Annotated in this window: 25 protein-coding genes; 14 read left to right on the top strand and 11 right to left on the bottom strand. The window is 68.4% G+C overall.

The window, feature by feature from the left end:
* Positions 1 to 69 precede the first annotated feature (69 nt).
* A complete protein-coding gene (locus CFP71_RS33570) occupies positions 70 to 3,258 on the bottom strand; it encodes an AfsR/SARP family transcriptional regulator (RefSeq protein WP_093937966.1) in 3,189 nt (1,062 codons plus the stop codon).
* A gap of 94 nt (positions 3,259 to 3,352) precedes the next feature.
* On the opposite strand from CFP71_RS33570, the gene CFP71_RS33565 reads away from it, so the two are divergent.
* Together CFP71_RS33565 and CFP71_RS33560 are read left to right on the top strand one after the other, a co-directional pair.
* On the top strand, positions 3,353 to 4,228 hold the full coding sequence (locus tag CFP71_RS33565; protein ID WP_093937965.1) for an NAD(P)-dependent oxidoreductase: 876 nt from the start codon (positions 3,353 to 3,355) through the stop codon (positions 4,226 to 4,228).
* A gap of 11 nt (positions 4,229 to 4,239) precedes the next feature.
* Positions 4,240 to 5,100: an NAD(P)-dependent oxidoreductase gene (locus CFP71_RS33560; protein WP_093937964.1), complete on the top strand. Its 861-nt coding sequence runs from the start codon at positions 4,240 to 4,242 to the stop codon at positions 5,098 to 5,100.
* 355 nt (positions 5,101 to 5,455) lie between these two features.
* Here CFP71_RS33560 and CFP71_RS33555 read toward each other — a convergent pair whose 3' ends face one another.
* The gene (locus CFP71_RS33555) at positions 5,456 to 6,331 is read right to left on the bottom strand and encodes a LysR family transcriptional regulator (RefSeq protein WP_093937963.1); all 876 of its coding nucleotides are present in this window, start codon (positions 6,329 to 6,331) and stop codon (positions 5,456 to 5,458) included.
* Positions 6,332 to 6,410: 79 nt separating this feature from the next.
* On the opposite strand from CFP71_RS33555, the gene CFP71_RS33550 reads away from it, so the two are divergent.
* Both CFP71_RS33550 and CFP71_RS33545 read left to right on the top strand, forming a co-directional pair.
* Positions 6,411 to 7,313 carry an EamA family transporter gene (locus CFP71_RS33550; RefSeq protein ID WP_093937962.1) on the top strand — a complete coding sequence of 301 codons (903 nt, stop codon included), beginning with the start codon at positions 6,411 to 6,413 and terminating at the stop codon, positions 7,311 to 7,313.
* Positions 7,310 to 7,930: an NAD(P)-dependent oxidoreductase gene (locus tag CFP71_RS33545; protein WP_093937961.1), complete on the top strand. Its 621-nt coding sequence runs from the start codon at positions 7,310 to 7,312 to the stop codon at positions 7,928 to 7,930. The genes CFP71_RS33550 and CFP71_RS33545 overlap by 4 nt, the downstream gene beginning before the upstream one ends.
* Positions 7,931 to 8,020: 90 nt before the next feature.
* Here the strand turns inward: CFP71_RS33545 and CFP71_RS33540 are convergent, their stop codons facing one another.
* Positions 8,021 to 8,257, bottom strand: a complete 237-nt coding sequence (locus tag CFP71_RS33540) for a hypothetical protein (protein WP_093937960.1) — start codon at positions 8,255 to 8,257, stop codon at positions 8,021 to 8,023.
* Between the two features lie 61 nt (positions 8,258 to 8,318).
* Between CFP71_RS33540 and CFP71_RS33535 the strand changes: the two genes are divergently transcribed.
* Genes CFP71_RS33535 through rraA form a run of 3 tightly spaced genes read left to right on the top strand, consistent with a single transcriptional unit; the run spans position 8,319 to position 9,980 of the window.
* Complete coding sequence (locus tag CFP71_RS33535; protein ID WP_093937959.1) at positions 8,319 to 8,918, top strand: TetR/AcrR family transcriptional regulator; 600 nt, start codon at positions 8,319 to 8,321, stop codon at positions 8,916 to 8,918.
* A 46-nt stretch (positions 8,919 to 8,964) separates the two neighbouring features.
* Positions 8,965 to 9,504 carry a hypothetical protein gene (locus tag CFP71_RS33530; protein ID WP_093937958.1) on the top strand — a complete coding sequence of 180 codons (540 nt, stop codon included), beginning with the start codon at positions 8,965 to 8,967 and terminating at the stop codon, positions 9,502 to 9,504.
* A complete protein-coding gene (gene rraA, locus CFP71_RS33525) occupies positions 9,501 to 9,980 on the top strand; it encodes a ribonuclease E activity regulator RraA (RefSeq protein WP_093937957.1) in 480 nt (159 codons plus the stop codon). The genes CFP71_RS33530 and rraA overlap by 4 nt, the downstream gene beginning before the upstream one ends.
* A gap of 6 nt (positions 9,981 to 9,986) precedes the next feature.
* Here rraA and CFP71_RS33520 read toward each other — a convergent pair whose 3' ends face one another.
* Positions 9,987 to 10,880, bottom strand: a complete 894-nt coding sequence (locus tag CFP71_RS33520; protein ID WP_093937956.1) for an NADP-dependent oxidoreductase — start codon at positions 10,878 to 10,880, stop codon at positions 9,987 to 9,989.
* 70 nt (positions 10,881 to 10,950) lie between these two features.
* On the opposite strand from CFP71_RS33520, the gene CFP71_RS33515 reads away from it, so the two are divergent.
* The gene (locus CFP71_RS33515) at positions 10,951 to 11,520 is read left to right on the top strand and encodes a TetR/AcrR family transcriptional regulator (RefSeq protein ID WP_093937955.1); all 570 of its coding nucleotides are present in this window, start codon (positions 10,951 to 10,953) and stop codon (positions 11,518 to 11,520) included.
* A gap of 6 nt (positions 11,521 to 11,526) precedes the next feature.
* On the opposite strand, the gene CFP71_RS33510 is transcribed toward CFP71_RS33515, so the two are convergent.
* From CFP71_RS33510 to cmtR, 3 genes are read right to left on the bottom strand one after another with little or no spacing between them, the layout of a single operon-like run.
* Entirely contained in the window at positions 11,527 to 12,138 is a 612-nt protein-coding gene (locus tag CFP71_RS33510) for a class I SAM-dependent methyltransferase (RefSeq protein ID WP_093937954.1), read from the bottom strand.
* Between the two features lie 10 nt (positions 12,139 to 12,148).
* Positions 12,149 to 12,811, bottom strand: coding sequence for a cation efflux transmembrane domain-containing protein (locus tag CFP71_RS33505; RefSeq protein WP_208636089.1), 663 nt, complete (start codon positions 12,809 to 12,811; stop codon positions 12,149 to 12,151).
* On the bottom strand, positions 12,808 to 13,146 hold the full coding sequence (gene cmtR / locus CFP71_RS33500; protein ID WP_093937953.1) for a Cd(II)/Pb(II)-sensing metalloregulatory transcriptional regulator CmtR: 339 nt from the start codon (positions 13,144 to 13,146) through the stop codon (positions 12,808 to 12,810). Before cmtR ends, CFP71_RS33505 begins: the two co-directional genes overlap by 4 nt.
* 495 nt (positions 13,147 to 13,641) lie before the next feature.
* Here cmtR and CFP71_RS33495 point away from each other — a divergent pair, with 495 nt between their 5' ends.
* The 4 genes from CFP71_RS33495 to CFP71_RS33480 are packed head-to-tail and all read left to right on the top strand — an operon-like array spanning position 13,642 to position 18,533.
* Positions 13,642 to 15,063 carry a family 2B encapsulin nanocompartment shell protein gene (locus tag CFP71_RS33495; protein WP_167406363.1) on the top strand — a complete coding sequence of 474 codons (1,422 nt, stop codon included), beginning with the start codon at positions 13,642 to 13,644 and terminating at the stop codon, positions 15,061 to 15,063.
* On the top strand, positions 15,060 to 16,448 hold the full coding sequence (locus CFP71_RS33490) for a family 2B encapsulin nanocompartment shell protein (protein ID WP_093937952.1): 1,389 nt from the start codon (positions 15,060 to 15,062) through the stop codon (positions 16,446 to 16,448). Before CFP71_RS33495 ends, CFP71_RS33490 begins: the two co-directional genes overlap by 4 nt.
* Positions 16,449 to 16,501: 53 nt before the next feature.
* Positions 16,502 to 17,365, top strand: a complete 864-nt coding sequence (locus CFP71_RS33485) for a geranyl diphosphate 2-C-methyltransferase (protein WP_093937951.1) — start codon at positions 16,502 to 16,504, stop codon at positions 17,363 to 17,365.
* A 28-nt stretch (positions 17,366 to 17,393) separates the two neighbouring features.
* Entirely contained in the window at positions 17,394 to 18,533 is a 1,140-nt protein-coding gene (locus tag CFP71_RS33480; RefSeq protein ID WP_093937950.1) for a family 2 encapsulin nanocompartment cargo protein terpene cyclase, read from the top strand.
* Positions 18,534 to 19,062: 529 nt separating this feature from the next.
* Here the strand turns inward: CFP71_RS33480 and ligA are convergent.
* The 3 genes from ligA to CFP71_RS33465 all read right to left on the bottom strand — a co-directional run bounded on the left by ligA (position 19,063) and on the right by CFP71_RS33465 (position 23,238).
* A complete protein-coding gene (ligA, locus tag CFP71_RS33475; protein ID WP_093937949.1) occupies positions 19,063 to 21,054 on the bottom strand; it encodes an NAD-dependent DNA ligase LigA in 1,992 nt (663 codons plus the stop codon).
* Between the two features lie 54 nt (positions 21,055 to 21,108).
* Positions 21,109 to 22,206, bottom strand: a complete 1,098-nt coding sequence (locus CFP71_RS33470; protein WP_093937972.1) for a calcium:cation antiporter — start codon at positions 22,204 to 22,206, stop codon at positions 21,109 to 21,111.
* A gap of 495 nt (positions 22,207 to 22,701) precedes the next feature.
* A complete protein-coding gene (locus tag CFP71_RS33465) occupies positions 22,702 to 23,238 on the bottom strand; it encodes a TetR/AcrR family transcriptional regulator (RefSeq protein WP_093937948.1) in 537 nt (178 codons plus the stop codon).
* 78 nt (positions 23,239 to 23,316) lie between these two features.
* Here CFP71_RS33465 and CFP71_RS33460 point away from each other — a divergent pair, with 78 nt between their 5' ends.
* On the top strand, positions 23,317 to 24,768 hold the full coding sequence (locus CFP71_RS33460; RefSeq protein WP_093937947.1) for an aldehyde dehydrogenase: 1,452 nt from the start codon (positions 23,317 to 23,319) through the stop codon (positions 24,766 to 24,768).
* Positions 24,769 to 24,781: 13 nt separating this feature from the next.
* Here CFP71_RS33460 and CFP71_RS33455 read toward each other — a convergent pair whose 3' ends face one another.
* Complete coding sequence (locus CFP71_RS33455; protein WP_093937946.1) at positions 24,782 to 25,033, bottom strand: hypothetical protein; 252 nt, start codon at positions 25,031 to 25,033, stop codon at positions 24,782 to 24,784.
* A gap of 264 nt (positions 25,034 to 25,297) precedes the next feature.
* On the opposite strand from CFP71_RS33455, the gene CFP71_RS33450 reads away from it, so the two are divergent.
* Positions 25,298 to 25,810, top strand: coding sequence for a hypothetical protein (locus tag CFP71_RS33450; RefSeq protein ID WP_244199943.1), 513 nt, complete (start codon positions 25,298 to 25,300; stop codon positions 25,808 to 25,810).
* Positions 25,811 to 25,832 lie beyond the last annotated feature (22 nt).

The raw sequence follows: 25,832 nt of genomic DNA, 5'->3' as shown, positions 1-25,832 counted from the left end.
AGAAAGAAATCACTGTTTGTTGCCGACGTGAAGTAAGGGATGGTCCATTGTGGTGGCCCGGGTGCGCGATCATTGACTCTCGGTCACCAGATGATCGATCGGTGTCGCCGCTCCTGCCGCGCTCTCTTCGGAGAATGCGTTTTCTCCGAGCGCCTCCACGAGGCCGCCGGTGATCCTGTCGACGTCGCCGCGTTCGCCCTTCGCCAGGGGAGCGCCCGCCGATTCCCGGGAGGCCGCGGCCGCGCCCAGCAACCGGGCCGCCAGGCGATGTGCACCGGCTGCCGCCTGCGCGCCGGCCAGACCTTCCAGGCCGAGAGCGATCGCGCGAGGATCCCCGCCGTGACGCGCGATCGCCAGGCCGTCCGAATGGAGCTGCTTCGCCTTCGCCGTGTCCCCGCGCTGCTCAGCGATGAACCCGAGCTCGGCGAGGATCAGCGTGCTGCCCGCTTCGGAATCCACCCGGCGGTGCCAGTCCAGAATGGACGACAAACGCCGCTCCGCGTCCTCGAACCGCCCTTGCCGCCGCTCCCCGAGCGCCAGCCCGGTTTCGGCATAGACCTCGCCGGGCTTGAAGCTGTGCTCGACGGCCAACGCCCTGGCCCGTTCGTGGAACTCCGCCGCGCCGGCGAAGTCGCCGACGAGCAGCGCTGTCCGGCCGAGCCAGGACAGCTTGTAGGCGACCTCCGGCCACAGCTCGAGCTCCTCCGCGCGGCGAAGGCTCTCGCGATGGACACGGGCCGCGTGGTCGTAGTCCCCGGCGATCGAAGCCAGCATGCCGAGGACGAACGACGCCTGGAGCCAGCCCCAGCGCTCGCCAAGCCCGTCGAAGATCGCGGCGCTCTGGGCGGCCATCCGGCCGCCGCCGGTGAGATCACCACCGGAGATCAAGTGACTCGCCCTGTCACTCAGCGCGGCGGCGGCGCTCCAGTCGTCACCGGCGTCGCGAGCGGCATCCAGCGCGCCGAGCGTGAGCTTCTCCGCGCGGCACAGGTCGCCGATCGTGGACCACGCGTAGCCGAGGAACCACAGGGTCCGGGCCCGTGCCACGGGATCGACGATGCCCCACATGGCCTCCTCCGAAGCGCCCTCCGTGCAGGTGCCGTCGAGCACGGCGATGCCGGTGCACCAGCCGAGAGCCTGCGCGTACTCGTCGCCGGTGGTGATGTCCGTGGCGAGTACGAGGTTCAGCGAGCGCCGGGCCTCGGTGAGCCTGCCGCGAAGGAACCAGAACCAGGTCGTCGCGTTCACCAGCCGCAACGCGAGCCGATGCTCGCCTTGCCGCAGCAGCGTTTCCAGCGCGCGGCGGGTATTGGCTCCTTCGGCGTCGAGCCTGTCCAGCCAGCGCCGCTGTTCCTTGCCGCGCAGACCGGCGTCGCCGCGCTCGGCCAGCTCGACGTGGAAACGGGCGTGCCGCAGGTGCAGGTCTTCGAGTTCGCCTGCCTCCTCGGCGTGCTCCAGGGCGTACGCGGAGACGGATTCCAGCAGCCGGAACCGCGGACCGCCGGACCTTTCCGGCCTACTGACCACGAGTGATCGGTCGACGAGCCGGGACAGCAGGTCCAGGACGTCGGCGGAGCCGATCCCGTCGCCCGCGCAGACCGCCTCCGCCGAGTCGAGTCCGCAGCCTTCGGCGTGGACGGCGAGCCTGCGCAGCACGATCCGCTCGGGCTCGCTCAGCAGGCTCCAGCTCCAGTCGATCATCGCGCGGAGGGTCTGCTGACGGCGCGGACCGCCGCGCCTGCCTGAGGACAGGAGACCGAACCTGTCGTCGAGACGGGCGAGGAGTTCGTGCACGCCGAGTATCCGGACCCGGGTGGCGGCGAGTTCGAGCGCGAGCGGGATCCCGTCGAGTGTCCGGCAGATCCGGGCGACCACGTCCGCGTTCTCCGCGTCGAGCGCGAATCCCGGGGCCGCGGCCGCCGCCCGTGCGGCGAACAGCCTGACCGCACTCGATTCGCGGACGGCGGCGAAATCCGTCTCGTCGGGCAGTGCGAGCGGTGGGACCGCCCAGACGTGTTCCCCGGGCAGGCCGAGCGGTTCCTGGCTGGTGGCGAGCACCCTCAGGTGAGGAGCCGCCGCCAAAAGCCGTTCCACGAGAGCCGCGACCGGTTCGACGACCTGCTCGCAGTTGTCCAGGACGAGCAGGATCTCCTTGTCCCGCAGGGCGTCTGCCAGCGACTGCGTCAGCGTCTTGGCCGACGTGGCCTCCTCCCGGAGGTCCAGCACGGCTGTCAGGACGACGGCGACGAGGTCTTCGGGCGGGCACGTCGGGCATTCGACGTTGTCCAGGCCCGCCAGCTCGACCAACCAGGTGCCGTCGGCCATCGCGAGCCGCGACGCGGCCTCGATGGCGAGCCTGGTCTTGCCGACCCCGCCGGGGCCGGTGAGGGTGACCAGCCGTGCGTCGGTGACGAGTGCTCCGACCTCCTTGACCGCCGTCGTACGGCCGATCAACTCGGTCAGCGACTCCGGCAGGTTCCCGCGTACCGGCTCGGCGGCGCGGACGGGTTCGAGATCCGGGCTCCGGGTGAGGATCGCCTGGTGCAGGGCCGCGATATCCGGCCCAGGTTCGAGGCCGGTCTCGTCACGCAGACGAGACCGCAGCTCGGCATAGGTTTCGAGCGCTTCACTGTGCCGCCCGGCGGCGTACAACGCACGCATCAGCAGGCCGCGGAGCCGCTCCCGGAGCGGATGCCGCGAGACCAGACCGGCCAGCTCCCCGGTGACGACGCCGTGTTCACCGAGCGCCAGCCGCGCTTCGGCTCGCTCCTCTTCGGCGAGCAGTCTTTCCTCCTCCAGGCGCTGCGCGGCGGCGACGGCGAAGGGTTCGTCCTCGAATCCGGCGTACGCGGGCCCTCGCCACAAGGCCAGCGCGTCCGCCAGCAGGGCGGCGCGAGCTCGCGGGTCGACGGTGTCACGGGCGCGGGCGGTGAGCGCGCGGAACCGGTGAACGTCCAGGCCTCCGGGTTCGACGGCGAGGACGTACCCGGCGGGATGATGCGTCACGATCTCGCGGGCGCCCGGCTCGGCCCGATCGAGCGCGCGGCGCAGCTGGGAGATCTTGGTCTGCAGGGTGTTGCCCGGATTGCCCGGCGGATGCTCGCCCCACAGATCGTCGGCCAGCGACGACACCGACGCCGCCCGGCCCTCCCGGCTCAGCAGCCCGGCGAGCAGGAGCCGGACCTTCGCCTCGGGCACGACGACGGGCTCGCCCGCTGTCGTCCACGCGGCGAGGGGACCAAGCACTCCGAAACGCACGAAACCGACGTTAGCGCGAGGCACCGACAGTTCGTGCGCGGCGTCGTGCGCGGACCCGCAGCGATCCGTGCGCGGGCGGCGTCACGGTGGTCCCATGAGCGAACACGGCAAGACCCCGGTGACGGTGCTGGGGCTGGGCGCGATGGGAGTCGCGCTCGTGGAGGCACTACTGGCCGCGGGCCATCCGGTCACCGCGTGGAACCGGACCGCGAGCCGCGCCGAAGGAGTGGCGGCGAAGGGAGCCACGGTCGCGTCGACCGTGTCCGAGGCTCTCGCGGCGAACGAGATCGTGATCGCCTGCCTTCTCGACTACGACTCGGTGCACGAGGTCCTCGACCCCGTCGCGGCCGGCCTCGCGGGACGGCAGCTGATCAACCTGACCAACGGCACCCCCGGCCAGGCGCGCGAGATGGGCGCCTGGGCCGAGGAACTGGGCGCGGAGTATCTGGACGGCGGAATCATGGCCGTCCCGCCGATGATCGGCACCCCGGCGGCGTTCATCTTCTACAGCGGCTCGGGCACCGTCCTCGCCCGGGCCCGGATGGCACTCGACACCTTCGGCGGCGTCAACTACCTCGGTGCAGACCCGGGGCTGGCTCCTCTGTACGACATCGCGCTGCTCAGCGGGATGTACGGCAACTTCATCGGCGTCATCCAGGCCTTCAGCCTGATCGGCTCGGCCGGGGTCAAGGCGAGGGAGTTCGCTCCGCTGCTTCGCGGCTGGATGGACGCGATGAGCGGCTTCCTGGAGCGCACTGCCCAACAGATCGACGACGGCGACTACGTGACCGACGTCGTGTCGAACATCGGGATGCAGGCCGCGGCCTTCCCGAACCTCGCCAAGGCCGCGGCGGAACAAGGCGTCAGCGCCGAACTGCTCGCCCCGCTGCAACCGCTGATGGACAAGCGGGTCGCCGCCGGACACGGCGCCGAGGACCTCGTCGGCGTCATCGAAATCCTCAAGAAGTAAAGGAAAACACAATGATCACACTGATCGGGCTCGGCCCGATGGGACAGGCCATGGTCCGGGTACTCCTGGAGAACGGCCACGGAGTGACCGTCTGGAACCGCACCGCGAGCCGCGCGGACGGCGTCGTCGCCGCGGGTGCCGTACGCGCCGAGACCCCGGCGGACGCCGTGGCGGCGTCGGACCTGGTGTTGCTGAGCCTCACCGACTACGCGGCGATGTACGACATCCTCGGCAAGGCGGAGGAAGCGTTGCCGGGCAAGGTGATCGTCAACCTCAGCTCGGATACCCCGGAGAAGACCCGCAAAGCCGCCGAGTGGGTCGAGGCCCGTGGCGCGAAGTTCATCGCCGGTGGCGTGATGGTGCCGGCCGAACTGGTGGGCAAGGACGAGGCGTACGTCTTCTACAGCGGTCCGGCCGAGGTTTTCGAGAAGTACCGCGAGACCCTGGCGCTGATCGGACGGCCGGATTTCCTCGGCGAGGACGTCCGGCTGGCGCAGCTGTTCTACCAGGCGCAGCTGGACATCTTCCTGAACTCGCTCTCGGCGTTCATGCACGCGAGCGCGCTGGTGCGTTCGGCCGGGGTACCGCTGGAGAAATTCATGCCGTATGCCAAGGACAACTTCGCGATGATGGACTTCTACCTGGAAGCCGCGGTCGAGCAGATCGAGAAGGGCGACCACCCCGGCGAAGAGGCCGACGTGATCATGATGGGCGCGAGCGCCGACCACATCGTGCAGGCGAGCCGGGACGCCGGGATCGACGTGGCGCTGCCGGAGGCGGTCAAGTCGCACTACGACCGGGCGATCGCCGCGGGGTACGGGCGGAACTCGTGGACCAGCCTGTTCGAGATCATCGAGGCGGACCGCAAGTAGCCGGCTCCTTGCGAGGGTGGTTCCGCGCGTGAAGGCCTCCTTCCCTCGGCTGAGTCGAGGGAAGGAGGCCTTCACGGCCTGGTGCGGGTCATCGTCTTCCGCCGGGCGTGGTCCCGGCGGGAGAGCGTTGCGAAAGCCACTTTCGCAACCTTCAGCGTTGTGAAAGTGGCTTTCGCAACGCTGGGCGCTGGGTCGCACGGGTCGTGAGCGGCAAGGACGGTTACGGAGACAAGGCAACAGGGGGTATCCGCGATCCGCCGGGTCGATTTCCCGGTTCCCAATGTCGCATACGAGACGCTCAGCGACACGAATGCGACATTGGGAACACCGCCGCCGAGAGCACGTCACCTTTGTCTTACTTCTCAATAACACCCAGAATCTCCAGGAAGGCCTTCGCCGCCGGAGTGACCGTGAAGCGGTTCCACACGAGATGCTCGATCCGCGCGGGCGCGTCCGTCACCGGCACGGTCACCACGCCGGTCAGATTCGGTACATACTTCGACGGCAGCAGCGCGACGCCCAGGCTCTGGTGGATGAGCCGCGCCATGAAGTCGGCGGCCGTCACCTCGAAGGCCACCTCCCGCGACACCTTCGCGGAGGCGAAGGCCTGATCCGTCTGGGCCCGCCCCGCCGACCCCGTCGGGAAGTCGACGAACACCTCCGACGAAAGCCGCTTCAAGTTCACCGAGGACTCTTCGGCGAGAGGATGGCTTGGCGCCACCACGGCGATCAGATTATCTCGCCCGAGCTCGCGGGTGCTCACGCCTTCCGGCCGGTCGGAGACGGGCAGGCCGAGGAACGCGACCTCGATCGCGCCGTCCTTGACCTGCTCGACCAGCTGTCCGCTCGCCCCGACCCGCAGCCCGATCCGGACCTGCGGGTACCGGTGGCGGAACGTCTGCAGCGCGGCCGGGACGTCGACCGCCGCCACGGTCGGGATGACGCCGACGGTGAGCCGCCCGCGGATCTCCCCGACGGCGGCGGCGACCTCCGAACCCGCCCGTTCGGCGGCGTCGAGACATTGGCGGGCGGCGGGGAGGAACGCCTCCCCGGCGGCGGTGAGCCGCACCCGCCGACTCGTGCGCTCGAACAGCCGGGCACCGAGTTCCCGTTCCAGCCGCGCGATCTGGTGGCTCAGCGCCGACTGCACGACGAGACACCGTTCCGCGGCTCGCGTGAAGCTGTTCGTCTCCGCCACCGCCACGACGTACCGCATCTGCTGAAGCTCCATGGATCCATCTTGAATCACGATGGATCAAGTGACAAACATGTGTTGGACTCATCGATCCGTAGCGTCGAAGCTGAGAAGCGTGAAAACGCTGACGCCCACACCTCTCGCCGCCGGGCTGGCCGGCACCGCGCTGACCGCGTTCGCTCCCATGGTCTGGGGAACGACCTACGTGGTCACCACCGAACTCCTCCCGCCGGGACATCCGCTGTTCGCCGGGCTCATGCGCGCCCTGCCCGCCGGTCTGATCGCGCTCGCCATCACCCGCACCCTCCCGCGCGGCACCTGGTGGCTGAAGGCGGCCGCGCTCGGTGTCCTCAACATCGGGATGTTCTTCCCCCTGCTGTTCGCCGCGGCCGAACGACTGCCCGGCGGAGTCGCCGCCACCCTGGGCGCCGCCCAGCCGCTCCTCGTCGCGATCCTCGCCGTGGCCGTGCTGAGGCAGAGCCCGTCCGCGTGGCGGTTCGCCTGGGGGATCGTCGGAATGGTGGGCGTCGGGCTGGTCGTGATCGGCCCCGCGGCGGGCTTCGACCTCGTCGGGATCCTCGCCGGGCTCGGCGGTGCCGCGACCATGGCGCTCGGCGTCACCCTCACCAAACGGTGGGGACGCCCGGCGGACGTCGGACCGACGGCGTTCGCATCGTGGCAGCTCACCGCGGGCGGCTTGTTCCTGGTGCCGGTGACCTTCCTGTTCGAAGGCGCGCCACCCGCCATCGACCTGAACGCGGCGCTCGGCTATCTCTGGCTTGGCCTGATCGGCGGCCTGCTCGCGTACGTCCTGTGGTTCCGCGGCATCACGTCCCTGCCGGTTACCTCCGTGGCCGTCCTAGGCCTGCTCTCGCCGATGGTCGCCGCTGTGCTCGGTGCCGCGCTGCTCGGCCAGTCGCTCGGCCTGATCCAGCTCGCCGGTTTCGCGCTCGCCCTGGCCTCGATCGTCGCGGGCCAGATCACGCCGAAGACCAAGAAGGAAGGTGTCGTCCGATGAAGATCGCCGTTGTCGGAGCGACAGGTATGACAGGTTCCCGCGTCGTCGCCGAAGCCGTCTCCCGCGGGCACCACGTCACCGCCGTCTTCCGTCGCACTCCGCCGGAATCGCCGCATCCGGACGTCGACGTCGTACGCGGTGACCTCACCGATGTCGACCGGATGGGCACAGTCTTCGCGGGAGTCGACGCCGTCGTGGGCGCGACGAGACCGGCGCCGGGCGCGGAAGACACCGTCGCCGCCACGGTCAAGGCCCTGCTCGACGCCGCCGCGGGCACGCGCGTCCTGGTCGTCGGCGGCGCCGGACCGTTGCGCTCGCCCGCCGGTGGGCTCGTCATCGACGATCCGGCGTTCGTGCCGCCGGAGTGGCGGACCATCGCCTCGGCCAGTACGACACAGCTCCGAGCCTGCGAGGCGCACGCGGGGGATTGGGTGTACCTCAGCCCGCCCGCGATGCTCGAACCCGGCGTCCGGACCGGCGCCTACCGGCGAGGGACGACGACCATCCTCGCCGCGGCCGACGGATCGTCCCGGATCTCGGCGGAGGATCTGGCCGTCGCCATCGTGGACGAACTCGAGAATCCGGGCAGGGACCGGCATTTCACCGTCGGGTACTGAATTCGTACCGAACGCCCGTGAGAGTCTCGGAGACCTCCCACAGCCTCCGGGCGACGCCATGACGACGGACGCGCCGCGTGCCGTCAGTCACTACAGCCGCCACTTCAGCCCGGGCGGATCACCCGGGGAGGGCGTTTCCGGACTGCGTTCGGCCTCGATCTGGATCTCGATGTTGGTCTTGTGCGCGACCGGGTCCCAGATCTCCTCGATCGGCGCCAGCAGGGATTGGCTCACACCGCGGCTACGGGCTCGCACGGCGTACCAAGCGAACCCGGCCAGGAAGAGGGGAAGGCTGAGAAACGCCGCCACGGGTGCCAGCAACTCCATGCGACAGACGATACAGTAACATCGTGTATCCAGAAACGTGCTGTTACTGAATGGACGGTCGATGATCAGGCTGACACGGGCCGAGCAGCAGCAACGCACCCACGAGCGGCTGCTGGACGCCGGGCGTCAGGTCTTCCTGCGGCGCGGTTTCCTGGCGGCGACGGTCGAGGAGATCGCCGCCGACGCCGGCTACACCCGCGGCGCCGTCTACAAACACTTCGGCGGCAAGGAAGGACTGTGGCTCGCGATCATCGGGGCCGACGCGGACGGTCATCTCCGGGGTTTGCGGGAAGCTCTCGCCCTCGCCGCCACCCGTGAAGAGGTGATCGCGGCGTTGAATCCCGTCGACGTGGCGGACAAGGACGCGGCGAAGTGGAGCGCGGCGGCCGCGGAAGTGCTGGCCGCGACGGCACAGCAGCCGGAGACCGCCACTCTGGTCGCCGCCATCCAGCGACGCCACGACGACGAGGTGGCCGCCTTGCTCGCCGAGCACTCCCGGCGATTGGGCCTCGAACCCGCGTTGCCCTTGGAACAGGTCGTCGTCATGCTGGGCGCTCTGGGGATCGGGCTCGCGCTGCGCCAGACCGTCGCCCCCGCGGCGGATCCCGCCGCGATTCTCACTCATGTGCTGGAAACGGTTTTCCCACCCGAGGCAACGTAAGCGACTGAGTTGACGTACTCCCGGTGAAGATCCAGGGGAGGGTTCGATGCACACGTATCCGTTGCAAGAGGGCGAAGAAGTTCTGTGGACCGGGGCGCCGCTGCGTCCGCGGAAGTGGTTTCCGGAGTACATCCAGATGGCCGCGCTGGTCGTTCCCTGCGTCGGCCTGACCCTCCTTTGGGTGGAAGACTCGGGATGGCCTGCGTTCATCGGCCTGTTCGCCGCCTTCTTCGTCCTTATCCACCAGCGCCTGCTCGACCGGCGATCGAGGGAGCACGCCCTCTCGTACCTGGTCACCACCCAGCGGGTCGTTTTCGTCGTGAACTGGCAGACCGGTACGGAGTTCCGATGGGTCTGGTTCCGGTATCTCCAGCACTCTCCCGAGGTGAAGGTGGACGAGACGGGCGTCGGCACGATCACCTACGGCAGTCGGTGGGGCCGTTCGCGGGTCAGGGCCAGCGAACTTCGCGGCGTCTGGGCGGCGCCGGTACTGGAGCTGAGGGCGATCCCCGACGCCCGGCGTGTGGCGGATCTCATCGAGCAGGCGCGAAACCGATTGATCGCCACCTACACTCAGGCGCCGTGAGCGATTCCTTCACCACCGCCGATCTCGTCGACGAACACGGCGACCGGCTGCGCGTCTGCGACACCCAGTTCCGCCAGTTCGGCGGGCACCGGAAGTTCTCTGGTCCGATCCGGACGGTGTCGTGCCACGAGGACAACGGCCTGGTCAAGAAGCTGCTGAACACGCCTGGCGAGGGCTGTGTCCTGGTGGTCGACGGCGGTGGCTCCCTGCACAGCGCGCTCACCGGCGACATGATCGCGAAATCCGCCGTCGACAACGGCTGGGCGGGGGTGGTCGTCCACGGCGCGGTGCGCGACAGCGCCGAGCTCGCCGGACTTCCGCTCGGGGTGAAGGCGCTCGGCACCAACCCGCGCAAGAGTTCCAAGGCGGGCGTCGGCGCTGTCGACGTCCCGGTCGGTTTCGGGGGAGTGACCTTCACTCCCGGCGACACGCTTTACTCCGATGACGACGGCGTCGTGATCCTCCCCGCCGCCTGAGCCGGTTCAGACGACGATGACCCGGCGGCCGCGGGTGTGCCCGGCGTGGCTGTCGGCATGCGCCGCGGCCGCGTCGGCGAGCGAGTAGGACTTCTCCACCGGGATGTGCAGCTTGCCCCGCGCGATGAGGTCGACGGCTTCGGTCAGCGCGTCCGGCACGCTCCCGGCGACACCGGAGAAGCGGACGCCGAATCCGGGGGCGCCGAGATCGGCGATGGTGACCACCTTCTCCGGATCCCCGGTCAGGTCGACCAGCTCGCCGAGCACGCCCGATCCGGCCAGGTCGAGAGCCGCGTCGATCCGGCCGAGCTTTCGCACCCGCTCCACCCAGCCATCGCCGTAGGTCGTGGCGACCGCACCCAGGCCGCGCAGATAGTCCTGGTTCGCGGCGCCCGCCGTGCCGATCACCTCGATGCCGCGTTCGCGGGCGATCTGGAGCACCGCCGATCCGACACCCCCGGACGCGCCGCTGACCAGCAGCGTCTCACCGGCCCGCACGCCGACTTCGCGAATGACGCGCAGCGCGGTCTCGACCACCGACGGGTATCCGGCCGCCTCTTCGAACGACAGGTCCTCGGGCATCCTGGCCCACGCGGACATCACCGCGAACTCGGCATACGTACTGAAACCCTCGCCGAAGACCGAGTCGCCGACCTCGACGCCGGTGACGCCTTCGCCGACCTCGTCCACGATCCCGGCGGCGTCCAGGCCGACCCCGGACGGCAGCACGGTCGGGTGGGCACCCAGGACCTGGCCCTCGCGGATCCGCCAGTCGACCGGGTTCACCCCCGCCGCCCGCACCGCGATGCGCACCTGACCCGGTCCCGCGTGAGGCTCCTCGGCGTCGACCAGCTGCAGGACTTCCGGACCGCCGAACTCGGTAAAGATCACTTTCTTCATGCGATCGACCGTAGCACTAACGGTTAGTGTTTTGAAACCGTTGTTGTTTTGGATCTGATAGCGTCGTCACATGACCGCGCCGCCCGGACGTCGTGAACGCAAGAAGGCCGCGACGCGCCAGAAGATCGCCGACACCGCCCTGCGGCTCTTCCTGGAGCGCGGATACGACGAGGTGGGCATCCGTGACGTGGCCGCCGAGGCCGACGTCGCCGTCACCACGCTCTTCTCCCACTTCGCCTCGAAAGAGGCCTTGGTGTTCGAGCAGGACGCGAACTTCGAGCAAGGGCTCACGCGAGCGGTCACCGAAAGGGCTCCGCACGAGCCGCTCATCCTCGCGCTTCGGCGTGAGATCCACGCGATGGTGCGGCACTGCACGGCGGACGGGTCGGCCCCGATCTTCCGCATGATCGACGAATCGCCCGCGCTGCGGGACTACGAGGACTCGATGCGGCTGCGCCACGCGGAATCGCTGGCGGCTGCGATCGCCGCGGATCCCGATCCGGCGCGGTCCTCGACGGCCTGCCGCACGATCGCGAGGTTCGTGATCGACGCCTATTCGATCGGCCGCGAGGCAGCCGATCCGGAGGCCGCGGTGGACGAGATCTTCCGGATGATCGAGGCGGCCTGGGAAGCCGCCTGACCCCGTTCACTTACGGGCGACGAGCCGTTCCACCAGCCCGAGCTTGAACCGCTCCCGACGTTCCACGGTCAGGCCGAGATCGTCGAGCTTGTCGAGCGGGCGCCGCAGGAAGTGTTCGCCCGCCATCGGCACGGTGATCTTCTCCGTGAGCCATTGCAGGCCGCGGACAGCACGCGACGAACTCGCGATGTGGTCGAGCAGGATGAGCCTGCCGCCGGGCCGCAGCACCCGCGCCATCTCCCGCAACGCCTTGCCGTCGTCAGGGATGGCGCAGAGCCCGAGGGTGCACACGACGGTGTCGAACGAACCTGCGTCGAAGGGCAGGTCGTGCGCGTCGGCCTGATGCAGCGTCACCGGATGACCGAGGCGTTCGGCCCGACCGCGGGCGATGGCGAGCATGCCGTCACTGAGGTCGATACCGGTGAGCTCGATGCCGTCGGGATAGAGCGGCAGGTTCAGACCGGTCCCGACGGCGACCTCGAGCACGTCGCCGGCGGCCTGACCGCACGCCCACGCCCGCGAATCGCCGAAGAGCTTCCTGTCGAGGAACTGCATCTCCCGGTCGTAGCTCCGGGATTTGCCGTCCCAGTAACGATTCCAGCGCGCCGTCCGGGTCATGGCATTCCTTTCAGCAGCAGTGCTCGCCGCGCCAGGCTTCGCGGCCTTCCTTGATCGCGACGGCGGCGATGACGAGCGCGACCAGGGGATCCGCCCAGTACCAGCCAAAGAGGCTGTTGAGCAGCAGCCCGACGAGCAGCACGCCGGAAAGATAGGTGCAGAGCAAGGTCTGTTTCGAATCGGCGACGGCGCTCGCGGAGCCGAGTTCGCGCCCGGCCCGACGCTGGGCGTGGGACAGGAAAGGCATCACGAGCAGCGAGATCGCCGCCAGCGCGATGCCGACGGTGGAATGCCCGGCTGGGTCGGCGCCGAACAGGGTGCGTACCGATTCGACGGTGACGTAGGCGGCCAATGCGAAGAAGGACACCGCGATGACCTTCAGCGCGGTGCGCTCACGGGCTTCCGGGTCCTTGCCGGAGAACTGCCAGGCGACGGCCGTGGCGGACGCGACTTCGATGACCGAGTCCAGGCCGAAGCCGATCAGGGCGGTCGAAGAGGCGACGGTGCCCGCGGAGATGGCGACGACCGCCTCGACGACGTTGTAGGTGATCGTCGCGGCGACCAGGAGCCGGACCCGGCGGGACAGCAGGGCGCGGCGATCCGGGTCCACGATGGACCGCGTGGACGTCGTGGCGCAACAGTCGTCCGCGCAGGAACCGCTCTCCACGCTCATCGGAGCACCTCGAGGTCGGCATCGTCCACACAGGGCTCAGCAGTGTCGACGGCGAGCACGACCTGGACCAGTTCCCGTAGCGCGCGGGCCAGATGCGCGTCCGCCAGCGCGTAGCGGACCTGCCTGCCTTCGTAGGTGGCCACGACCAGTCCGCAGCCTCGCAGGCAGGCGAGGTGATTGGACACATTGGAGCGACTCAAGCCGAGCCGGCCCGCCAGTTGCCCCGGGTAGCTCACTCCTTCGAGCAATGTCACCAGGATCCGGCATCGGTTCGGATCGGCGAGGGCGCGCCCCAGCCGGGCCAGCGCGGCACCCTGGGTCTCACATGTCAGCACGGAGAGGACAGTACAGCGTCGGCTGACATGTCAGCAACGGCTGAACAATGAGCCGAGCGCATCGAGAGGACCGGTCGCGTCGGGGTGACTGACACGACGGAGTGTCCGGACGCGACCCTCTGTTCGGTGGCAGACTGTCAAGTCATCGCCGAACGTGGACGCGAAGGTGACCCGAACGAGGCGCGCCGCCCACTCCAACGGCCGCATCGTGAGCACGCCGAGAAGTTTCCCGGCGGCTTCGCATGACACCTCAGAACAATTGCTGGACCAGTTGTGTGCGGGCATTAAGGTGCCCGGTAATGATGACAAAAGCTTTCTCAGGTAATGGAAAAAGTGGCATTCGGGTGGCCTTTCCGCATTACCTGAAAGTGCGCTTGTGCGGGCAAAACACCTTGCTATGTTGATCCCTGCGGGGCCGCACTTCGGGGCATGACCGGCACGCCGCGATTTGTGGATCTTGTTTGTTCTAGCGACTATCGAAGGGTGGACCTTGCTGTGACCGTGACCGAATCGGACACTTCTGCCGAAGGTGTCCAGGGGCCGGAAAATCCGCAGCTGAGTTTGGGCCGTGCCGCCGCGCGAAACCTGGCGACCACGACCAAATCCGTCCCGCAGATGCAGGGCATCTCGTCCCGCTGGCTGCTGAAGATGCTCGATTGGGTTCAGGTCAACGGCGGTGCCTATCGGGTCAACCGGCGGCTCAATTACGCGGTCGGCGACGGACGGGTGACGTTCTCGAAGACGGGCACCGAAGTAAGCGTGATCCCGGCGGAACTGGGAGAACTGAAACCGCTCAAGGGTTACGACGACGAAGAGGTACTCGTCGAACTCGCCCGGCGTTTCGAACAGCAGGAAGTGGCGGCCGGCGACGTGCTCGTCGAATTCGGGCACCGGGCCGATCGGGTCTTCCTCATCGCGCACGGCAAGATCACCAAGACCGGCCCGGGCCATTACGGTGACGAGACCGCGCTCGGCGTGGTCAAGGACGGCGACTACTTCGGCGCGCAGGCCCTCGTCGACGACGACGGCATCTGGGAGTTCACCGCGAAGGCGGCCACCGCCTGCACCGTGCTCACCCTGACCCGCCAGGCCTTCGAACGCATCCTGGAGCAGTCCGAATCGCTCCAGGCGCAGATCGCGCAGACGTCGCAGGACTCCGGGCGCTCCAACGATTTCGGCGAGGCCGAGATCGACATCTCCTCCGGTCACGACGGCGAGCCGCTGCTGCCGGGCACATTCGTCGACTACGAAACCTCGCCACGGGAATACGAACTGAGCGTCGCCCAGACCGTGCTGCGGGTCCACAGCCGGGTGTCCGACCTCTACAACCAGCCGATGGACCAGACCGAGCAACAGCTCCGCCTGACCATCGAGGCGCTGCGCGAGCGGCAAGAGCACGAAATGATCAACAACAGCGACTTCGGCCTGCTCCACAACGCCGACTTCACCCAGCGGATCGCGACGCGCACCGGCCCGCCCACCCCGGACGACTTCGACGACCTGCTCGCCCTGGTGTGGAAGGAGCCCGGCTTCTTCCTCGCGCATCCGCGCACGATCGCCGCGTTCAGCCGCGAGTGCAGCAAACGCGGCATCTACCCGACCGGCACCGATCTCGGCGGGCACAAGGTGCCGTCCTGGCGCGGGGTCCCGATCCTGCCGTGCAACAAGATCCCGGTGAGCCAGACCAGCACCAGCTCCGTGCTGCTGATGCGCACCGGTGAGCAGAACCAGGGCGTGGTCGGCCTGCGTCAGATCGGCCTGCCGGACGAGTACGAGCCCGGGCTGAACGTCCGCTTCATGGGGATCTCGGAGCAGGCCATCATCTCCTACCTCGTCAGCACGTACTACTCCGCGGCCGTGCTCGTACCGGACGCGCTGGCCGTGCTCGAAGCCGCCGAACTCGGTCGCGAAGGATGACCGCCACGACGCCGGAAGCCGACCGGCGGCTCAGTCTCGGCCCGGCCGCCGCGCGGAACCTGGCGACCACCACCAAGACGCGGCCGCAGATGCAGAGCATCACGCCGCGCTGGCTGCTGAAGATGCTGCCGTGGGTCGAGGCGACCGGTGGTGCTTTTCGGGTCAACCGGCGGCTGACCTACGCCATCGGCGACGGCCGGGTGAGTTTCACCAACGTCGGCACCGAGGTCCGGGTCGTTCCGCAGGAACTCGCGGAACTGGCGCTGCTGCGGGGTTTCGACGACGAGGACACGCTCACCGCGCTCGCCGACCGGTTCGTGCAGCACGAGTACCAGCCCGGCGAGACCATCGTCAGCCACGGCGCCCCGCTCGACGAGGTCGTGCTGGTCGCGCACGGCAAGGTCGCCAAGGTGGCGCCGGGTGAGTACGGCTCCGAAGCCACCATCGGCAGCATGGCCGACGGTGACCACTTCGGTGACGAGATGCTCGCCGGGATCGACCGGAACTGGCCGTTCACCGTCAAGGCCGTCACCCCGGTCGTCGTGCTGACCCTGCGTGCCGACGACTTCGCCGACCTCAACGGCCGGTCCGAGGCGATGCGGCGTCACGTGCAGGACATGCTGGCGCACAAGGGAAAGCCGCAGAACGCCAAGGGCGAGTCCGAGATCGGGATGTCGTCCGGTCATGACGGTGAACCCCTGCTGCCCGGCACGTTCGTGGACTACGAGATCTCGCCGCGAGAGTACGAGCTGGCCGTCGCGCAGACGGCCCTGCGAGTGCACACGAGGGTGACCGATCTCTACAACGGGCCGATGAACCAGTTCGACGAGCAGCTCCGGCTGACCGTGGCCGCGCTGCGGGAGCGGCAGGAGTACGACCTGATCAACAACCGCGAGTTCGGGCTGCTGCACAACGCCGATCTCAAATCGCGGTTCCAGACCAGGTCCGGCCCGCCGACGCCCGACGACATGGACGAACTCGTCAGCCGTCGCCGCAAGACGAAGTTCTTCCTCGCCCATCCGCGCGCGATCGCCGCGTTCGGCAGGGAATGCACGCGCCGCAGCCTGTATCCGGAAGGGACGACGGTCGACGGCAAGGTGGTCGCCGCGTGGCGCGGTGTTCCGCTGCTGCCCTGCGACAAGATCCCGATCACCGACAGCGGCACGTCCTCGATCCTCGCGATGCGGACCGGGGTGGAGGACAACGGCGTGATCGGGCTGCACCAGACCGGCTTGCCCGACGAGTACGAGCCGGGCCTGAACGTGCGGTTCGACGGCATCACCGATCAGGCGGTCGCCACCTATCTGGTCAGCACGTACTACTCCGCGGCCGTACTCGTGCCCGACGCGCTCGGTGTGCTGGAGAACGTCGAGGTCGCCCGTTGACCCCTCGTCCCGCAACGACAACGAACACCAAGGCTCCAGAAAGGACCACACACGTGACGATCGCCCGTACCCCCGCTCCCGCCAAGGTTCTGCGCACCGAATACCAGAAGTCGGTGGCGTCGTACTGGAACAAGGAGAAGGATCCGGTCAACCTCCGACTCGGGGACGTGGACGGGCTCTATCACCACCACTACGGGGTCGGCGAGGTCGACTGGTCGGTGCTGGAAGGCCCCGAGGACACCCGCGACGAGCGGATCATCGCCGAAATGCACCGCCTGGAGACAGCGCAGGCGGACGTCCTGCTCGATCACCTCGGGGACGTCAAACCGGACGACTGGCTCCTCGACGCGGGCTGCGGTCGCGGCGGGTCCAGCATCATGGCCAACGCGCGGTTCGGCTGCCACGTCGACGGGATCTCGATCTCGGAGAAGCAGGTCGAGTTCGCCAATCACCAGGCGGACATCCGGGGCGTCTCCGATCGCGTGCGCTACCACTTCCGCAACATGCTCGACACCGGCTTCGAAACCGGCTCACGCAAGGCGATCTGGAACAACGAAAGCACAATGTACGTGGACCTCCACGAGCTTTTCGCCGAGCACGCGCGGCAACTGGAGTTCGGCGGCCGCTACGTCACCATCACCGGGTGCTACAACGACGTGACCGGCGGCCGGTCCAAGGCCGTCGCGCAGATCGACCAGCACTACACCTGCAACATCCATCCGCGCAGCCAGTACTTCAAGGCGATGACGGCCAACGACCTGGTGCCGATCTCGGTGGTGGACCTGACGGCGGACACGATCCCGTACTGGGAGCTGCGGGCGAAGTCTTCGGTGGCGACCGGGGTCGAGAAGCCCTTCCTCGACGCCTATCGCGAAGGCAGTTTCCACTATCTGCTCATCGCCGCGGACCGCGTCTGATCCCGCGAGACCCCATCGGAGTTGAGTGATGACGGAACAGGGTGCCCTGGCCACGTTGCTGGCCGGGCCGCGCGGACTCGGCACGTCCGCCGCCCGGCTGGCGGCCCGGCTGACCGCTGTTTCTCCGGCGGCGGAGGAAACTCCGCCGCCGGAGGCGCCCGCTCTCGACCCGGCGTACGCGTACCGGCCGTGGGGTGACGGGTCGGCACCGCCGCTGTACTGCCCGATCACCGAACGGATCAACGATCCGCTCGCCGACGAGGTCGACCGGCGGCTGGCCGTCTGGGCGGCGGAGTGCGGATTCGACGAAGGGGAGTGCGAGCAGATCGGGAAGGCGGGCTTCGGCAGACTGGTCATGCTCGCCCACCCGGACTGTGAAGATCCCGACAAGCTGCTGATCTCCGCGCGGCTCAACGCCGCCTGGTGGGCGGCCGACGATCTCTACGCCGACGACACCTCGCTCGGCGCGGTGCCGGCGGAACTGCCGCCGAAACTCGCGCTGGCGATGGCCGCCATGGACCCGGTGCCGTCCTTGGGCGAATTCAGCCGCGACCTCGACGAAACGCTGCGGAACGACCGGGTTCTGGTGGCGCTGAACTCGGGGACGGAGTTCCTGCGGCGGAACGGGACGGCCGCGCAGGTCAACCGCGTCTGCTACTCGACCTTCGCGATGTTCGTGAGCTGGACCGCCTACGCGGCATGGCGCCACAGCGGGAAATACCCGCCGGCGTGGGAGTATCTCGCCGCCCGGCAGCACGACAGCTTCTACACCTCGATGACGTTGATCGACGTCCTCGGCGGCTACGAACTGACGTCGAACCTCTATTACGACCCGAGGGTCCGAGAGGCGGCGATCCAGGCGGGTACGGCGGCCGTGCTCGTCAACGACGTGCACTCGGTCGCCAAGGATCTGGAGGACGAGTCGCCGCCCTGCAACGCGGTGCTGCTGATCGCCGACGATCGGAAGTGCTCGATCGAAGAGGCCACGGCGATCACCGTCGAGCTGCACAACGACGTCGTCCGGGACTTCCAAGCGGCGCACGAGAAGCTGAGCGCGGTGCCTTCCCTCGAACTGCAACGGTTCATGCGCGGGTTGCGGGGATGGCTGGGCGGCGGTTTCGAATGGCACTCGACGAGCCCGCGATACAAGACGAAGCCCGCAGGCTAGCGGCTCATGGCTGGATCGGGAGAGCGAAGCGTCGAGGCCAGACCTCACTCCGAGTGTCCACCTAGGACATGCGGCGGCGATTGAGTGTCCGATTAATGCCCATATGAACTGTTCTACAGGGGGTCGTGAGTGGCAAAGAGGGTTCTAACCCTCTTTGCCACTCACGACCTCAGCTTAAAATCGCGCAAAGCGCCCAAAAGGGGCGTCCCAGCGAGAATTTGTGTCTCTTGTGGACAGTTGGCGTCGCGATCGGCTCCTGCGGACCAGCCCATGCCACGCCATATTGGCTTACCTCCCCATGGATCGCGCTCCTTTGGCTTGAACTCTTCAAGTGTGCGGATCGTGCGTTAACGAGCCCACGCGGACAAGCGACTAGAAGTCATGAACTGGCTTCTCGTCTTGGGCACCTTGCTGGGAACGGCGATCGGGGCAGCGGGCACGATCGTGAGCCAGCACGGTCTCGATTCCGCGATGCGGCGCACGCGGAGCTAGTGGCTTTGAAACCAACCGCGCGTTGAACGAGCCCAGGCTAGACGACGCCCGCTTCGATCAGCTGTCCCCAGATCACGCCTTGGTCCACGACCTCGACTTCGAGCTTCTCGGCCTTGGTGAGCTTGCTGGCCCCGACGTCGGCGCCGGTGATCAGCAGGTCGGTGTTGGCCGAGACCGACGACGCGATGGCCGCGCCCGCCCTTTCGCACAAACGCTGGAAGGTCGGGCGCGGCACCTTCTCGCCGGAGCGGGGGTCGCTGATCGACCCGGTGACCACGACCGTCTTGCCCTCCAACGGCGCGCCGACCGCGACGACGGGCGGCAGGTCCTCCTCGCGCACGTCCAGCGAGACGCCGACCTCCCGCAGCCGCTCGAGCTCGGGACGCAGCCGGGCGAGGTGCTCGATCAAGGACGCGGCGACCTTCGGGCCGATGTCCTCCACGGCGACGAGGCCCTCTTCGCCCGCGTCGGCGACGTCCTCCAGCGAACCGAAGCCCGCCCGGCACAGCCGCGCGGCGGTGCCCTCGGAGGCCATCGGGATCGCCAGGCCGATCAGCGCCCGGCGCAGGCCGACCGCGCGGCTCGCGTCGATCGACTCGATCATGCGGGTGGCGGAGATTTCGCCGATGCGGTCGAACTCGAGCAGCGTCTCCTTGGTGAGCCGGTAGAAGTCCGACGGGTGTTCGAGAATCCCGGCCTCGGCGAGCCGCTCGATCCAGACTCCGCCGATCGCGTCGATGTCCGCGGCCGCCCGCGAAGCCCAGTGGATCAGCCGCCGGACGGCCTGGGCGGGGCAGGCGAGGTTGGTGCAGAACAGTTCCCGGCTGTTGCCCTGTTCGGTCAACGGCTCTTCGCACGACGGGCACACCGAGGGCGGAACGATGTCCCTTTCCTCGCCGGTGCGCTTCGTCGCGTCGAGGACGCCCGCCACGAACGGGATCACGTCGCCGGCGCGGCGTACCAGCACGGTGTCGCCGATCTTGATCCCGCGGGCACGGATGACCTCCTGGTTGGCCAGCGTCGCCCGGGTGACGTTGCCGCCGCCGACGAACACCGGCTCCAGCCACGCGACGGGAGCGATCTTGCCGGTCTTGCCGACGTCCCAGACCACGTCGGTGAGGACAGTGGTCTTCTCCTCGGCGGCGAACTTGAACGCCATCGCGCCACGCGGCGAGCTGGACCGCGTTCCGGCGGCGGCGTATGCGTCCCGATCCGCCAGGCGCAGCACGGCACCGTCGAGGTCGTAGTCGAGGTCGTTGCGCTGTTGCTCGATGGTCGTGATGACGGCCTGCGCAGCCTCGGCGTCATCGCAGTGCCGCATGTCGGCGGCGGCGAATCCGAGCGTCCGCAGCGCGCCGTCGAGATCGGTTTCCGCGCTGTCGGGCTCGGTGGAGAGATCGAAGGCGAAGAACTGGAGGCGCCGCTCGGCGACGGTGGCCGGATCCTTGGCGCGCAGGGTTCCGGCGGCGGCGTTGCGCGGGTTGATCAGCGGTTTGTCCGGGTGGGCCTTGTTGTACGCGGCGAAGGTGGAGCGGAGCATGACGGCCTCGCCGCGGACTTCGACCCGGCCGGGCGCGTCGACCTTGTCCGGGACGCCGTCGGTCAGCGCCCGCACCAGCATGGTCACGTCGTCGCCGGTGGTCCCGTCGCCGCGGGTGATCGCCCTGGCGAGCCGCCCGTTCTCGTAGACCAGGGCCAGCGACAGCCCGTCCAGCTTCGGCATGACGACCACCGGCTGCCCGGGGAAACGGGCGAAGAACGCCTCGACCTGCTCGGGTTTGGTCGCCTTCTCCAGCGACAGCATCGGGCGCGAGTGCCGGATGGGCGCGTGCAGGACGGCGGGCGCGCCGACCTGGTCGAGCGGGTTCGGGTCCGGGGTCAGCTCCGGGTTGGCCTCGATGAGCCCCCGCAACTCGTCTTCGATCGCGTCGTACTCGGCATCGGCCACTTTCGGCGAGCCTCGGTAGTAGGCGTCGCGAAGGACGACGATCTGATCGGCGAGTTCTTGGATGCGGTCCCGAGCGTTCACGGGGCAGAGATTACCCGTGACCACCGACAGAACAGCGTCCGAAGAGGACTCGTGTCACGGGTTGATGGCGAGCACCAGGAACGAGGCCAGCAGGACCAGGTGGACGCCGCCCTGCAACCGGGTCGCACGGCCGGGCACGACGGTGAGCACGCTGACCGCGATCGTCAGCGCGAGCAACACGATGTGGGTCGCACCGAGGCCCAGCAGCAGCGGGCCGTCCAGCCAGATCGACGCCAGTGCGATGGTCGGGATGGTGAGCCCGATGCTCGCGATCGCCGAACCGTAGGCGAGGTTGAGGCTGGTCTGCATCCGGTCGCGCCGCGCTGCCCGCGTCGCGGCCAGGGTTTCCGGCAACAGGACCAGCAGGGCGATCACGACACCGACGAACGACTGCGGGAAGCCGGCCGCGCTGACGCCCGCTTCGATCGCGGGTGATTCGACCTTGGCCAGGCCGACGACCGCGACCAGCGCGACCAGCAGCAGCCCGAGGCTGGTCAGCGCCGCCTTGTTGGTCGGCGGTTCGGCGTGTTCCTCTTCCTTGACCGAGCCGTCGCTGTCGACCGGCAGGAAGAAGTCGCGGTGGCGGACGGTCTGGGTGAGCACGAAAAGGCCGTAGAGAAGCAGCGAGGCGACGGCGGCGAAGGTGAGCTGTGTGCTGTTGAAGGCAGGCCCGGGGGTGCTGGTGGTGAACGTCGGAAGCACGAGGCTGACGGATGCGAGCGTCGCCACGGTGGCGAGAGCACCGCCGCTGCCTTCCGGGTTGAAGTGCGTTTCGCCGTAGCGGCGCGCGCCGACCATGAGTGAAATGCCCGCGATGCCGTTCATGGTGATCATCACCGCGGCGAACACCGTGTCGCGGGCCAGGGTCCCGGCTTCGGGGCCGCCGGAGGACATCATCGTGACGATCAGCGCGACCTCGATGACCGTCACCGCGATCGCCAGCACCAGCGAGCCGAACGGCTCCCCGACGCGATGCGCGACCACCTCGGCGTGATGCACCGCGGCCAGCACGGTCCCGCCGAGGGCGATCGCGACGATGGCGACCGGCACGGGACCCAGGTCGCGACCCCAGCTCAGCACGAGCACGACTACGGCGAGCACCGGCATGACGGTGGTCCAGGAAACGGGAAATCGTCCGCGCGAAGCTGCCATGTCGTCACCTTCGCACACCCAGCGTGACATTGCCCCTCCACGAGGGGCGCGGGGTGACGAAGTTTCTTTATGGAGGGGGCAGGGAACCGCGGGGTGTTCGGGCTCGGAGGGCGAAGTCGTCCTGTCGAGGGACTTTTACCGCCTATCGGGCAGGTTGGTCTCGCCGGGCAGTGTTGTGAAAGCCACGTTCACAACGTTGAAGGTTGCGAACGTGGCTTTCGCAACACCGGCTCGGCCGACGAAGTGTGAGGGAGTCGGGCCGGTCCGTGAAAGCCTCTTTGCCTACCCTGAGGGTAGGGAAGGAGGCCTTCGCTACGTCGTGACGGACCCAGCAGTCACGGCACTTGGTCGTGACCCCCTCGACCCGGTGCATTCCGGTGGCGCCCAGCGTCGCGAAAGCCACTTTCGAGACGTCAGAAGTCCCTGAAGTGGCTTTCGCGGCACACCCGACCGTCCCGAAGGCGGCCTCCGCGACACGTTTGCCTTACCTCTCGATCACCGGGCGCCCACTCCACCCAGAAAAGTGCCGACGAGCAGGTCGGCGGCACGCGGCGCGTCCATGTCCTCACGCGACGCGAGATGGAGGAGCTGGATCAGCAGACGGCTCGCCCAGCCGTCGGGAAGATCCGCGCGCAGGAATCCCTCGTCCGTGGCACGCCGCAGGAACGTGTCCACTTCGGAGGTGAGCCGGTTTCGACGGTCTTGGATCGACGGTTCGGCACGCATCCGGGTGAGCTCGACCGGCCAGGCGCGGTTGACCTCGATGATGCCTTCGGCATAGCGGTGCAGCGCCACCGGGACCGCCGTCTCGGTGAACCGGGCAGCTCGTACGACGTCTTCGACCGCGCTCAGCCGCGAGTCGTAGATGGCCGCCAGGAGGTCTTCGCGGGAGGCGAAACGCCGATAGACAGTGCGCCTGTCGACACCTGCTTCGGCGGCGATCGCGCCGATGCTCGCCGCCGGGTCGAGAGCGAGCATTCGCGCGCCCGTGGTCAGGACGGCTTCGAGATTGCGCGCCGCGTCAGCTCTCATGACCGGGAATGTATCACGCCGCTGTGTCGTTAACCGCCATAAGTGCTACGTTGATGTGACAGTTAGAGAGGCGGAACGATGATCACGAAGGACAAGCTCTTCATCGGCGGCGAGTGGACGGAGCCGAGCGATCCGGCGCCACTGGACATCGTGTCCCCGCACGACCAGTCGGTCCTGGGCCGCGTCGTCCAGGCCCTCCCCGCGGACATCGACCGCGCCGTCGCGGCGGCCAGGGCCGCCTTCGACGAAGGGCCGTGGCCCAGGACTTCGCCCGCGGAGCGGATCGCGGTGCTCCGTCGGCTGAACGCGCTGCGGGAGGCCCGCGCGGACGAGGTCGCCGAGGTGATCTCGGCCGAGAACGGTTCGGCCCTCTGGTTCACCCGGGCCGGACAGCCCGGGGTCCGGCGGCTGGCCGCCTCCTATCTGAAGGCGGCCGAGGAATTCGGCTGGGAGGAGACGCTCACCCCGTCGGATCCGGGCGCGCCGTTCCTGTCGATCGTGCGCCGCGAACCGATCGGCGTGGTCGCCGCGATCATCCCGTGGAACTCGCCGTTCTCGGCGTCGCTGGCGAAGATCATCCCGGCACTGCTCGCGGGCAACACGGTCGTCCTCAAGGTCTCGCCGGAGAACTCGCTCAGCATGAGCCTGCTCGCGGACATGCTGGCGGAGGCCGGGCTGCCGTCCGGCGCGATCAGCGTGCTGCCCGCGGACCGGGAGACCAGCGAGTACCTGGTGAAGCACCCGGGCGTCGACAAGATCGCGTTCACCGGTTCGACCGCCGCCGGCCGCCGGATCGCGTCGCTGGCGGGGGAGCGGTTGAAGCGGGTCAGCTTGGAACTGGGCGGCAAATCCGCGGCCGTGATCCTGCCCGACGCGATCCTTTCGGACGCGATCGCCGGGCTGAAGTTCGGATCCCTGCTCAACAACGGCGAAGCGTGCATCGCGCAGACGCGGATCCTCGCGCCGCGCAGCCGGTACGACGAGGTCGTCGCCGGACTCAAGGAGATGATGGAGTCTCTGGTCGTCGGAGACCCGGCCGACGCCAAGACCTTCATCGGCCCGATGGTCCGGCCCGGCCAGCAGCAGCGAGTGCGCGACTACATCGAACTCGGCATCGCCGAAGGCGCGCGGCTGGTCACCGGCGGGTCCGAAATCCCGGCGGGGCTGGACAAGGGCAACTACGTCACGCCGACGCTGTTCGCCGACGTCGACAGTTCGATGCGCATCGCCCAGGAGGAGATCTTCGGGCCGGTCCTCGTCGTCCTTCCTTACGACGACGAGGACGACGCGGTCCGCATCGCCAACGACTCGGAGTACGGGCTCTCCGGCGGCGTCTGGTCGGCCGACGAGGAGCACGCGCTCTCCGTCGCGCGGCGGATGCGGACCGGGACCGTCACCGTCAACGGAGCACCGATCGGCTTCGACGGACCCTTCGGCGGCTTCAAGGCCAGCGGCCTCGGTCGCGAATACGGTGCGGCGGGCCTCGCTCAGTACGTGGAGCTGAAGACCGTCACCGTGCCGGCGCGGTGACGGTCGAGAGCCGTCACGAGGGGCGACTTCGGGGGATCCTGATCGTGATCCGCTGGTCCTCGGCGAGGATCCGCTGAAGCCGGAATCGGCAAAGGGCGTGGAACATTTCTCCCAGCGCCTCGGGGTCGATGCGGCCTTCGAGGTCGCGCCTGCTCGCGTTGAGCACCCGGCTGATCACGGCCGCGGGCACACGGCCTCCGAACTCGCCCATCAGCCAGACACCGATTTCGCCGATCTCCTCAGTGATCGTGCGCTGCGCGGTCATCAGCCTTACCCCTCTGCGTCGGAGTGCCGCCGGGCTTGCCCCGGCGAAATCGCGACGCGCGAGAGAAAACCCCATGACGGGAAACCCGCGAGATTGCTCTGCTTGGCCTAACCGGACCTCCGTTGCACGGAACCGTGCAGCGGGCGGAGTGATCTCCGGGGAAACCCTGATGTGATCGACTCCGGCGTGTGTCAGCCTCGAAATCGACCATTGTGGACAGTCGGGAAGGAGGGCGCACGCGTAGTGGCCCCACCAAGGGATGAAGTGACCGAGCAGTGGATAGCGGAGTTGACGGCCCTCAGTGAGCTTTACCGGTCGGCGGAGACCGAGGGGCCGGCGGAGGCGGTGTCACACGCGGGGTGGCACACCGGGGCCCGGCTCTGGCCAGGCAGCGCGAACGGGCGGCTGCTGGCCTACAACGATTCGGGCGTCGAAGCGGAGTGCGTCTTCCGGGAGGGGGAACGCACGCTCTTCAACATCATGAGCACCGGCTACGGGAGCGACACCACAGAACGCGGGTTCGCGGTGTGGAGTTCGCGGCCGGGCGCGCTGGGCGCGATCGACCCCGGGGTGACCCGGCTGGAGGTGGCCGACGCGGACGGGGCCGTCGTCCAGGCGAACATCGTCGCGCACACCTTCTCCGTGGACGTCGACCTGGGGCCGGCGCCTCAGACGGTCGACGAGGTGTTCGCGCCGTGGGAGCCACCGGAGCTGACCGTTCGGGTGTACGGCGAGGGCGACGCGTTGCGCTACGAAGGACCCTTGCTGGTCCAGTAACTCCCAAGTACGTGAAGGCCCC

The sequence above is a fragment of the Amycolatopsis thailandensis genome, assembly GCF_002234405.1.
Lineage (GTDB): Bacteria > Actinomycetota > Actinomycetes > Mycobacteriales > Pseudonocardiaceae > Amycolatopsis > Amycolatopsis thailandensis.
The sequence above is the reverse complement of the archived record's forward strand: the minus strand, read 5'-3'. Positions and strand labels throughout refer to the sequence as shown.